This window comes from Streptomyces sp. RP5T, from assembly GCF_003933965.1.
Classification (GTDB): Bacteria; Actinomycetota; Actinomycetes; order Streptomycetales; family Streptomycetaceae; genus Streptomyces.
Map to the genome: position 1 here is coordinate 1 of NZ_RSAJ01000311.1, position 9,852 is coordinate 9,852.

10 protein-coding genes are annotated in these 9,852 nt (G+C 70.6%); 5 read left to right on the forward strand and 5 right to left on the reverse strand.

Translation table 11 applies throughout. The features are described 5' to 3' along the window. Positions 1-155: 155 nt before the first annotated feature. Both EHS43_RS27450 and EHS43_RS27455 read left to right on the forward strand, forming a co-directional pair. A complete protein-coding gene (locus tag EHS43_RS27450) occupies positions 156-1,901 on the forward strand; it encodes a histidinol-phosphate aminotransferase family protein (RefSeq protein ID WP_125193431.1) in 1,746 nt (581 codons plus the stop codon). Continuing rightward, the gene (locus EHS43_RS27455; protein WP_185806435.1) at positions 1,898-2,701 is read left to right on the forward strand and encodes a phosphatidate cytidylyltransferase; all 804 of its coding nucleotides are present in this window, start codon (positions 1,898-1,900) and stop codon (positions 2,699-2,701) included. Before EHS43_RS27450 ends, EHS43_RS27455 begins: the two co-directional genes overlap by 4 nt. Positions 2,702-2,789: 88 nt before the next feature. On the opposite strand, the gene sodN is transcribed toward EHS43_RS27455, so the two are convergent. Beyond that, positions 2,790-3,185, reverse strand: coding sequence for a superoxide dismutase, Ni (gene sodN / locus EHS43_RS27460; protein ID WP_020136639.1), 396 nt, complete (start codon positions 3,183-3,185; stop codon positions 2,790-2,792). A gap of 145 nt (positions 3,186-3,330) precedes the next feature. On the opposite strand from sodN, the gene sodX reads away from it, so the two are divergent. Beyond that, positions 3,331-3,768: a nickel-type superoxide dismutase maturation protease gene (gene sodX / locus EHS43_RS27465; protein ID WP_125193439.1), complete on the forward strand. Its 438-nt coding sequence runs from the start codon at positions 3,331-3,333 to the stop codon at positions 3,766-3,768. Here sodX and EHS43_RS27470 read toward each other — a convergent pair. Beyond that, positions 3,672-4,301 (reverse strand): ABATE domain-containing protein, encoded by a 630-nt coding sequence (locus EHS43_RS27470; RefSeq protein ID WP_125193432.1) that lies wholly within the window; start codon positions 4,299-4,301, stop codon positions 3,672-3,674. The genes sodX and EHS43_RS27470 overlap by 97 nt on opposite strands. 99 nt (positions 4,302-4,400) lie before the next feature. On the opposite strand from EHS43_RS27470, the gene EHS43_RS27475 reads away from it, so the two are divergent. Beyond that, positions 4,401-5,159 (forward strand): trans-aconitate 2-methyltransferase, encoded by a 759-nt coding sequence (locus EHS43_RS27475; RefSeq protein WP_125193433.1) that lies wholly within the window; start codon positions 4,401-4,403, stop codon positions 5,157-5,159. 78 nt (positions 5,160-5,237) lie between these two features. Here the strand turns inward: EHS43_RS27475 and EHS43_RS27480 are convergent, their stop codons facing one another. The 3 genes from EHS43_RS27480 to EHS43_RS27490 are packed head-to-tail and all read right to left on the reverse strand — an operon-like array spanning position 5,238 to position 7,927. Continuing rightward, the gene (locus EHS43_RS27480; protein ID WP_125193434.1) at positions 5,238-5,999 is read right to left on the reverse strand and encodes an amino acid ABC transporter ATP-binding protein; all 762 of its coding nucleotides are present in this window, start codon (positions 5,997-5,999) and stop codon (positions 5,238-5,240) included. After that, positions 5,996-6,937, reverse strand: coding sequence for an amino acid ABC transporter permease (locus tag EHS43_RS27485; protein ID WP_125193435.1), 942 nt, complete (start codon positions 6,935-6,937; stop codon positions 5,996-5,998). The genes EHS43_RS27480 and EHS43_RS27485 overlap by 4 nt, the downstream gene beginning before the upstream one ends. Before the next feature lie 30 nt (positions 6,938-6,967). Continuing rightward, positions 6,968-7,927, reverse strand: a complete 960-nt coding sequence (locus EHS43_RS27490) for an ABC transporter substrate-binding protein (RefSeq protein WP_125193436.1) — start codon at positions 7,925-7,927, stop codon at positions 6,968-6,970. A gap of 644 nt (positions 7,928-8,571) precedes the next feature. Here EHS43_RS27490 and EHS43_RS27500 point away from each other — a divergent pair. Then, positions 8,572-9,795: an NADP-dependent malic enzyme gene (locus tag EHS43_RS27500; protein WP_125193437.1), complete on the forward strand. Its 1,224-nt coding sequence runs from the start codon at positions 8,572-8,574 to the stop codon at positions 9,793-9,795. Positions 9,796-9,852: the final 57 nt, after the last annotated feature.

Genomic DNA, 9,852 nt, shown 5'->3' on the forward strand with positions numbered 1-9,852 from the left:
GTCTAGGGGAGCGGTTCGGGGCGGGCCGGGGACCACCGCACACGAGGGGCGACCGCGCCTGAGTACCCGTACTCAGGCCGGTGGCGGTACTCGGCTCTACCGGGGGCGGCGCGGGTTTCCCATGATGCAGACCACCCGCGTCGAAAGAGGTGCCCATGGTTCGCGACCTGCAGCTGCGCTCAGCCACTTCGGAGGATCTGGACTGGATCCACGAACTGCGTCACCGGGTGTACGCACAGGAGCTGGGCCAGCATCCGCCGGATCCGGCCGGGCGCCTGAGCGACGGGCTCGACGGTGAGAACGTCTACCTCGTCGCGGCGCGCGGAGCCGCCCGCGTCGGGTTCGTCAGCCTGACGCCGCCCTGGCTGGGGCGGTTCGGCCTGGACAAGTACCTGACCCGGGACGAACTGCCCGTGCTGGACGGCCACGACGTGTTCGAGGTGCGCATCCTCACCGTCGAGCCGCGTCGGCGCACCACCTCCGCGGCGCCCCTGCTGATGTACGCGGCGCTGCGCTGGATCGCCTCCCGCGGCGGGCGCCGGGTGGTGGCGATGGGGCGCACCGAGGTGCTCGACATGTACCGGGCCGTCGGCCTGCGCCCGGTCGGCCGTACCGTCCGCAGCGGCGCCGCGACCTTCGAGGTGCTGACCGGCGGGGTGCCCGAGCTGACCAGGCGGGCGCTGACGCGGTACGGCAGCGCGCTGGAGCGGCTGCGGTCCCTGGTGGACTGGCGGCTGGACATGCCCTTCGCGCCCCGGCCGGACGGCTGCGAGCACGGCGGTGCCTCGTTCACCGCCGTCGGCACGGACTTCCGGACCCTCGACCGGCGCCACGACATCGTCATGGCCGATGTGCTGGACGCCTGGTTCCCGCCGGCCCCCGGAGTGCGGGCGGCGCTCGCGGACGACCCGGGCTGGGTCGCCCGTACCTCGCCGCCCACCGCGGCCGAGGGGCTGTCGGCCGAGATCGCCGCGGTCCGGGACCTGCCGCCGGACACCCTGGCGGTGGGCGCCGGTTCCTCCGACCTGATCTTCCGGGCGTTCGGCCGCCGGCTGACCCCGCGCAGCCGGGTGCTGCTGACCGACCCGTGCTACGGCGAGTACGCCCATGTCACGGAGCGGGTGATCGGATGCCGGGTGGACCGGTTCCCGCTGCGCCGCGAGGACGGCTGGCGGATCGATCCGGACCGGCTGGCCGCCGCCGTGCACTCCGGCCGCTACGACCTCGTGGTGGTGGTCAACCCGAACAACCCGACCGGGCGGCACGCGCCGGCGTCCGGGCTGCGCGCCCTGATCGAGGCCGCGCCGGACCGTACGCACTGGTGGATCGACGAGGCGTACCTGGGATACGTCGGCCCGCACGAGTCGCTCGCCGGGCTCGCCGCGACGGACCCCCGGGTGACCGTGTGCACCTCGCTGTCGAAGATGTACGCGCTGTCCGGCCTGCGGGCCGCGTACACGGTGTCCGAACCGGCCGGCGCGGCCGAACTGCGCCGCTGGACGCCGCCCTGGCCGGTCGGCCTGCCGGCACAGCTGGCCGCCGTGGCGGCGCTGCGCGACCCGGACCACTACCGTGACCACTGGCTCGCCACCCACGCCCTGCGCCGGGGACTGGCCGCGGACCTGGCCGCGGCGGCGCCGGATGCGACGGTGGAGGAGTCCGTGGCGAACTTCCTCTGTCTGACCCTGCCGACGGACGGGCCGAGTGCCGCGCAACTGGTGGACGAGTGCCGCCGCCACGGCGTGTACCTGCGCGACCTGTCGCCGTTGTCGCCGTGCTACGAGGGGCGCACCGTGCGCGTCGCGGTCCGGGACACCGCGGAGAACGCCCGCATCGTGGCGGCCTGCCGGGCCGCCCTGGACGTGCTGCGGCCCCTCGGTGCCACGGAATACGCCCGGTGATCACCGTGGCCTCGCTGGCGCCCTGGCTCGGTGGGGCGCTGGCCCTCGGCGGTGTCGCGGTGGCGGCGTCCCGGCGCCGTGAGCTGATGGTCCGGTGGTGCGCCTGGGCGGTCGGGGTGCCCCTGGTCACGGCGGCGTTCTGGTGGGGCGAGCCGGGTGCCGCGGCCGTCGCCGTGGTGGTCGGGGTGATCGCGGTGCTGGAGTTCGGCGGGCTGATGCAACTGGGCCCGCCGGACCGGGCGGTGCTGGCCGCGGCCGTGACGGGGGTGGTGCTGACCACCTGGCTGGCGCCCGGAGAGGTGCTCCGGGTGCTGGCGGTCGGGGCGCTCGCGCTCGCGGCGATGCCGTTGCTGAACGGCGACGCCGACCACGGGCTGCGCCGGCTCGGCGCCGGGCTGCTCGGGCTGGCCTGGCTGAGCGTCCTGGCCGCGCTGGTGCCGCTCGGTGCGATGGGGCTGGCACTGTTCGTGGCGGTCTCGGTCGCCGACATCACCGCGTACTTCGCCGGACGGCGCCTGGGCGGGCCGCACCTGTCGCCGCTGTCACCGGCCAAGCGGTGGAGCGGGACCCTGGCCGGGGCCGCCGCCGGGACCGGTGTGCTCGCCGTGCTGTCCGCGCTCAGCTGGCCCGCGGCCCTCGCGGTGGCGGCCGGCGGACCGGCCGGCGACCTGCTGGAGTCGATGATCAAACGAGGGGCGAGGGTCAAGGACGCCGGACACTGGCTGCCCGGCTCCGGCGGCCTGCTGGACCGGGTCGACTCCCTGCTCGTCGCCCTGGCCGTGCTGCTCGTCCTGAGCTGACGAGCGGCACGAGCGAGAGGATCACGGTACGAAGAAGGGGCCCTGCCCGCATGCAGCCGGCCGAGCCCCTTCCCGTACGCGCGTCGCCCTAGGCCTTCTTGGTCTCCCAGAAGATCTTGTCGATCTGGGCGATGTAGTCCAGGGCCTTCTGGCCGGTCGCCGGGTCGGTCGACGCCTTGGCGGCCGAGAGGGCCTTGAGGGTGTCGTTGACCAGCTGGTGCAGCTCCGGGTACTTCTCGAAGTGCGGGGGCTTGAAGTAGTCGCTCCAGAGCACGGAAACGTGGTGCTTCGCGAGCTCGGCGCGCTGCTCCTTGATGACCGTGGCACGCGCCTGGAAGTGCGGGTCGTCGTTGGCGGCCATCTTCTCCTGCACGGCCTTCACCGACTCCGCCTCGATGCGGGCCTGGGCCGGGTCGTACACACCGCAGGGCAGGTCGCAGTGTGCGCTGACCTTGACCTTGGGGGCAAACAGGCGGGAAAGCATGGAGCATTCCTTCCTCGTGATCGTCTTCTCAGGTGCGACATTACTCCCTGGGACAGCCGAAAAGGCGGGTGCCCCCATGGGCTTAGGACAAAAGTCCGGGGTCAGACTGAGACTGGTGGACGAACGTACCGGGGAGGTGCCGGGGATGCCGGAGCTGTCGCAGGAGACCGAGCGGGAGAGGTCGTTGCTGCCCTTCGTGGGGGTGGCCGAGGTGACCGGGCCCTCGATGGTGCCCACGCTCCAGCACGGGGACCGGCTCGTCGTGCACTGGGGGGCCAGGGTCGTCCCCGGTGACATCGTGGTCCTGCGGCACCCGTTCCAGCAGGACCTGCTCGTCGTCAAGCGGGCCGTGGAGCGGCGCGAGGGCGGCTGGTGGGTGCTCGGCGACAACGCGTTCGCGGGCGGTGACAGCACGGACTACGGCGTCGTACCGGAAGAGCTCGTGCTGGGCAGGGCCCGGCTCCGGTACCGGCCGTTCAAAGCCGCTCAGCGCTCGCCGCTGGCCGCCGTGCGCTGGGCGCTGTCCGCCGTGCGGCCCGTCTTCCCGGACCGGTCGGCCTCCAGGCGCTTGCGGGCCCGGTAGGCGGCCACGTTGGCGCGCGTGGCGCAGCGGTCGGAGCAGTAGCGCCGGGAGCGGTTCGTGGAGGTGTCGAGGTAGGCGTTGCGGCAGGGCGCGGCCTCGCACAGGCCCAGCCGGTCCACGCCGTACTCGGTGAGGTGGAACGCCAGGCCCATCGCCGCGATCGCCGCGTACCCGGCGGTGGCGTTGGACGGGTGGTCCGCCAGATGCATGTGCCACAGCGGGCGGCCGTCGTCGTCGCGGAAGTCGTGCCCGGAGATCTGCGGGCTGACGGGGAACTCCAGCAGCAGCGAGTTCAGTAGGTTCACCGCCAGGGTCTCGTCGCCCCCGTCGGCCGCCTCGAAGACGGCCCTGAGCCGCCCCCGCACCGAGCGGAAGCGGGTGACGTCGGCCTCGGTGGCCCGCCGGCCCGCCTCCTTGCTGACCCCGAACAGCTCGCGGACGGCCTCGACCGAGGTCAGGGAGTCCTTGCCGCGGGCCGGGTCCTCGCTGTTGACCAGACGTACGGCGTAGTCCGAGTAATAGGCCAGTTCCACTTGTAGTCCTTACGGAGGCGTTCTATCGTCGTGGTGCGGTCGGGTAACAGCTGATCGTGCTTCCAGGGTATTACGACAGTGAGCGGACAGGGGGCTCCCATGACGACCGGTGTCGGAACCGACTGGCAGGCCTGGCAGGAGAGCTGGGACCGGCAGCAGGAGTGGTACATGCCGGACCGCGAGGAGCGGTTCCGGGTCATGCTCGACATGGTCGAGGCCCTCGTCGGGCCCCGGCCGCGCGTCCTCGACCTCGCGTGCGGCACGGGAACCATCACGGCCAGGCTGCTCGCCCGGTTCCCCGAGGCCACCAGCACCGGCGTGGACCTCGACCCGGCACTCCTCACCATCGCCGCCGGCACGTTCGCGGACGACGAGCGGGTCACCCTCGTCACGGCCGACCTCAAGGACCCGCACTGGCCCGAGCGACTGCCGTACGACTCCTACGACGCCGTCCTGACCGCCACGGCCCTGCACTGGCTGCACCGCGAACCCCTCGCCGCTCTCTACGGCCGGCTCGCCGCCCTCGTCCGCGACGGCGGTGTCCTCATGAACGCGGACCACATGATCGACGAGACCACGCCCAGGATCAACGCGGCCGAACGCGCGCAGCGCCACGCGCACATGGACCGGGCCAAGCGCGAGGGAGCCCTCGACTGGGCCGCGTGGTGGCAGGTCGCCGCCGAGGACCCCGTCCTCGCCGGACCGACGGCCCGCCGCTTCGAGATCTACGGCGAGCACGCCGAGGGCGACACCCCGTCCGCCGCCTGGCACGCACGCGTGCTGCGCGAGAAGGGCTTCGGGGAGGTCCGGCCGGTGTGGTGCTCGCCCTCGGACACCCTGCTGCTCGCGCTCAAGTAGGCGCCCGCGCGAAAGGGGCGGTACGGGAGTCCCGTACCGCCCCTTTCGGCGTCGTGCCGCGTGATACCGGCCGGACCGCTAGAGGACCTTCGACAGGAACGCCTGGGTGCGCTCGTGCTGAGGGTTCGTCAGGACCTCGCGGGGGTCGCCGGACTCGACCACCACGCCGCCGTCCATGAAGACCAGGCTGTCGCCGACCTCGCGGGCGAAGCCCATCTCATGGGTGACGACGACCATCGTCATGCCGGACTCGGCCAGGTCGCGCATGACGTCGAGGACGTCACCGACCAGCTCCGGGTCCAGGGCCGAGGTCGGCTCGTCGAAGAGCATCAGCTTCGGGTCCATCGCCAGCGCCCGGGCGATCGCCACCCGCTGCTGCTGGCCGCCGGAGAGCTGCGCCGGGTAGCTGCCCGCCTTGTCGGCCAGGCCCACCCGCTCCAGCAGCTCCCGGGCACGCTCCCGGGCCTGGGCCCGGCTCGCGCCCTTGACCTGGACCGGGGCCTCCATGACGTTCTCGACGGCCGTCATGTGCGGGAACAGGTTGAACCGCTGGAACACCATGCCGATGTCCCGGCGCTGCTGGGCGACCTCGCTGTCCTTGAGCTCGTACAGCTTGTCGCCCTTCTGGCGGTAGCCCACCAGCTCGCCGTCGACGTACAGACGGCCGGCGTTGATCTTCTCCAGGTGGTTGATGCACCGCAGGAAGGTCGACTTGCCGGAACCGGAGGGGCCGATCAGGCAGAAGACCTCGCCCTGCCGCACCTCCAGGTCGATGCCCTTGAGGACCTCCACCAGCCCGAAGGACTTGTGGACGCCCTCCGCCTTCACCATGGCGGTCATGCCGCACCCCTTTCGCGGCGCAGCCCCAGCAGGTTCGCCTTGATCTTCTGGAACGGGGTCGCCGGCAGGTTGCGGGACGAACCGCGGGCGAAGCGGCGCTCCAGGTAGTACTGGAAGACGCTGAACACGCTGGTCATGACCAGGTACCAGATGGAGGCCACGAACAGCATCTCCATCACCGCGTACGACGTCGAACCGATCGTCGAGGTGGCGCGCAGCAGTTCGTTGTACGTCACCGCGTACACCAGCGACGAGGTCTTCAGCATGTTGATGAACTCGTTGCCCGTCGGCGGCACGATCACCCGCATCGCCTGCGGGATCACGATCCGGCGCAGCGTCCGGGCGTGGCTCATGCCGAGCGCGTGCGCGGCCTCCGTCTGGCCCTCGTCGACGGCCATCAGACCGGCGCGGCAGATCTCCGCCATGTACGCGGCCTCGTTGAGGCCGAGGCCCAGCAGGGCGCACATGAACGGCGTCATCACGTCCGTCATCTCGTCCTTGTAGATCGGACCGAGATTCAGCATCGGGAAGATCAGCGCCAGGTTGAACCACAGCAGCAGCTGGACGTAGACCGGGGTCCCGCGGAAGAACCAGATGTAGACCCAGGCCACCCAGCTCGTCACCGGGTTCTTGGAGAGCCGCATGACGGCCAGCAGGACGCCGAGGACCACACCCACGACCATCGCCAGGACGCTGATCAGCAGGGTGCGGCCGGCCCCCGCGAGGACCGTGGAGTCGAACAGCTTGTCGCCGACCGCGCTCCACTGGATCTTCTCGGCCGTGGCGAACGCGTTGACCAGCAGGGCCACCAGCGCCAGCACGACGACCGCGCTGACGTAACGGCCGTAGTGGCGGACCGGGATGGCCTTGATGGTCTGCGGAGCGGAGGAGGCCGGCGGTGGCGTGTCCGCCGGTTCCTTGTCGATCTTGTCAGTCACCGTGACTGCCCTTCGGTGGTGCGGGGTCCGTCACTTGCCGCCGTTGACCGCGGCCTGGTCCACGGCACCCGTCTGGGCGCCCCACTTGTCCAGGACCTTCTTGTAGGTGCCGTCCTTGATGATGGCGTTCACGGCGGCCTCGAGGGCGCTCGTGAGCTGCTTGTTGTCCTTGTTCACGGCGATGCCGAACGGACCGGCGTCGACCTGCTCGCCGACGACCTCGAAGGCGTTGCCGCCGTCGGCCTTGCGGGCGAGGTCCACGGCCACCGGGTAGTCGTTGACGCCCGCGACGGCGCCGCCCGACTTCACGCGGGTCTGCGCCTCGGTGTCGTTGTCGAACGCCTCGATGTCGAGCTTCTTCTTGCCGGCGTCCGTGCACGCCTTGGACTGCTTCTGCAGGGCCTGCTCGTAGGTCGTGCCGCGCTGCACGGCGACCTTCTGGCCGCAGAGGTCCTCGATCGAGCCGATCTTCTTCGGGTTGCCCTTCTGGACGTAGATGGCGGTGCCGGCGGTGAAGTAGTCGACGAAGTCGACACCCGGGCCGAGCTTCTTGCCGTTCTCGTCCAGGCCCTCCTGGCGCGCCTTGGTGTCCGTGATGGAGGACATGGCGACGTCGTAGCGTCCGGAGTTCAGGGAGGTGATCAGGCCGTCGAAGGAGCCCGAGGTGAACTGGAACTCCACCCCCAGCTGCTTGCCCAGCGCGGCGGCGATGTCGGGGTCGACGCCGACGATCTTGCCGCCCTCCTGGTACTCCATGGGGGCGTACTCGGCGTTGGTGCCGACCTTGATGACCCCGGCCTTCTGGATCTTCGCGGGCAGCTTGGCGAACAGCGGGGCGCTGCTGGAGGACGCGGATTCCTTGGTGCTGCTGCCGCTGTCCGTCTGGTCACCGCAGCCGGTGAGAATCAGGGCGCCTGCGACCGCGATCGCACCTACCGCGGCTGTCCTGGTGCGCGCGGCGGTCGTACGACGGGTGGAGCTTGCGGTCATGGTGGGTTCCTCCGGCGGATGGGTGGAGTTGCCGATGGGCGGGGCGGCTGCCGATCGGCTCGGCAGCGCTGCCTTCATTCCTCAGGTCGACGAGAGCACACGCCTTCGAGTGTCGCGACCTCGTGTGATGACGGCATCTTGCCATTCGGACTGGACCATTCAGGGGGCCGGTCATGTCAAAATCGGATAACGGGTGACCCCCGAACCGTCGTATGTCCGTACATCACGACCGGACCATCTGCGGGAATCTGGCATTCCGGCCGGAAGATCTCCGGCGTGAAGCGCGCGACGGACGTCCCTGCCCGGGTGGCGCCCGGTCGCCCGAACGGTTCTGCGGTGATCGTCAAGGCCTGCCCGTGGTTTGTCCGGATGGCGTTCCATGATTCATGTCACCGGTCTCCGGTGATCGATGATCGATTTGTGTTCCGCCATGTGACCTTGGACGTATTGGACTCGTCCTCGACGCCGGTCGTCCGGTAAGAAGGTTCTTTACACCCCTCATCCGGGGCTCAGGGCGCGTGTGCGGCGCGCCCGTCGCGTACCGGCCCGTACGCATCAGTGACCAGGGCCGTACGCGGTGCCCGCCCACTTCTCAACCAGGAGTGGCCACCCTCAAACCATGAAGACCTAAGGGGTAAGACAAAGTGGCAGCGGAGATCGTCAATCCTCGCAGCGACAGCGATACGGGACAGGACGGAGGGGCGGAGCCCCTCGATTCCTTCGACCCCGCGTTCGCGCTGCACCGCGGCGGCAAGATGGCTGTGCAGGCCACCGTGCCGATCCGCGACAAGGACGACCTGTCCCTCGCGTACACACCCGGCGTGGCGAAGGTGTGCAGCGCCATCGCCGAGCAGCCGGATCTCGTCCACGACTACACGTGGAAGTCGTCGGTTGTCGCCGTCGTGACGGACGGTACGGCCGTGCTGGGGCTCGGTGACATCGGGCCCGAGGCCTCCCTCCCGGTGATGGAGGGCAAGGCGATCCTGTTCAAGCAGTTCGGCGGCGTGGATGCGGTTCCGCTCGCGCTGGCCTGCACCGACGTCGACGAGATCATCGAGACCGTGGTCCGTCTCGCCCCGTCCTTCGGCGGCGTGAACCTCGAGGACATCTCGGCTCCCCGGTGCTTCGAGATCGAGCGGCGGCTCCAGGAGCGGCTCGACATTCCCGTCTTCCACGACGACCAGCACGGCACCGCCGTCGTGACGCTGGCGGCCCTGCGCAACGCGGCGCGTCTGAGCGGGCGGTCCATCGGAGATCTTCGTGCGGTGATCTCCGGAGCGGGCGCGGCGGGCGTGGCCATCGCCAAGATGCTCGTCGAGGCGGGCATCGGGGACGTCGCCGTCGCCGACCGCAAGGGCGTCGTCTCCGCCGAGCGGGACGACCTCACGTCCGTGAAGCGGGAGCTCGCCGGGTTCACCAACAAGGCGGGTCTGTCCGGCTCCCTGGAGGACGCGCTGGCGGGCGCGGACGTCTTCATCGGCGTCTCCGGCGGTACGGTGCCGGAGTCCGCGGTCGCCTCGATGGCGAAGGGCGCCTTCGTGTTCGCGATGGCCAACCCGAACCCCGAGGTGCACCCCGAGGTCGCGCACAAGTACGCGGCCGTGGTGGCGACCGGGCGGTCCGACTTCCCGAACCAGATCAACAACGTGCTGGCCTTCCCGGGGATCTTCGCGGGCGCGCTGCAGGTGCGGGCCTCGCGGATCACCGAGGGCATGAAGATCGCGGCGGCGGAGGCGCTGGCGTCCGTGGTCGGTGACGATCTGGCGGCGGACTACGTGATCCCGTCCCCCTTCGACGAGCGGGTGGCCCCGGCGGTCACGGCGGCGGTTGCCGCGGCGGCTCGGGCGGAGGGTGTTGCTCGCCGCTGAGGTGTTCTTGGCCTGAGTTCTTGGCGTGAGGTGGTCCCGTCCGGGTGGGTTTCCGGG

What these genes read in the sequence shown, in the direction of transcription:
- sodN (WP_020136639.1), bottom strand. Translation starts at nt 3,185, where the DNA reads ATGCTTTCCCGCCTGTTTGCCCCCAAGGTCAAGGTCAGCGCACACTGC.
- EHS43_RS27450 (WP_125193431.1), top strand. Translation starts at nt 156, where the DNA reads ATGGTTCGCGACCTGCAGCTGCGCTCAGCCACTTCGGAGGATCTGGAC.
- sodX (WP_125193439.1), top strand. Translation starts at nt 3,331, where the DNA reads ATGCCGGAGCTGTCGCAGGAGACCGAGCGGGAGAGGTCGTTGCTGCCC.
- EHS43_RS27480 (WP_125193434.1), bottom strand. Translation starts at nt 5,999, where the DNA reads ATGACCGCCATGGTGAAGGCGGAGGGCGTCCACAAGTCCTTCGGGCTG.
- EHS43_RS27490 (WP_125193436.1), bottom strand. Translation starts at nt 7,927, where the DNA reads ATGACCGCAAGCTCCACCCGTCGTACGACCGCCGCGCGCACCAGGACA.
- EHS43_RS27475 (WP_125193433.1), top strand. Translation starts at nt 4,401, where the DNA reads ATGACGACCGGTGTCGGAACCGACTGGCAGGCCTGGCAGGAGAGCTGG.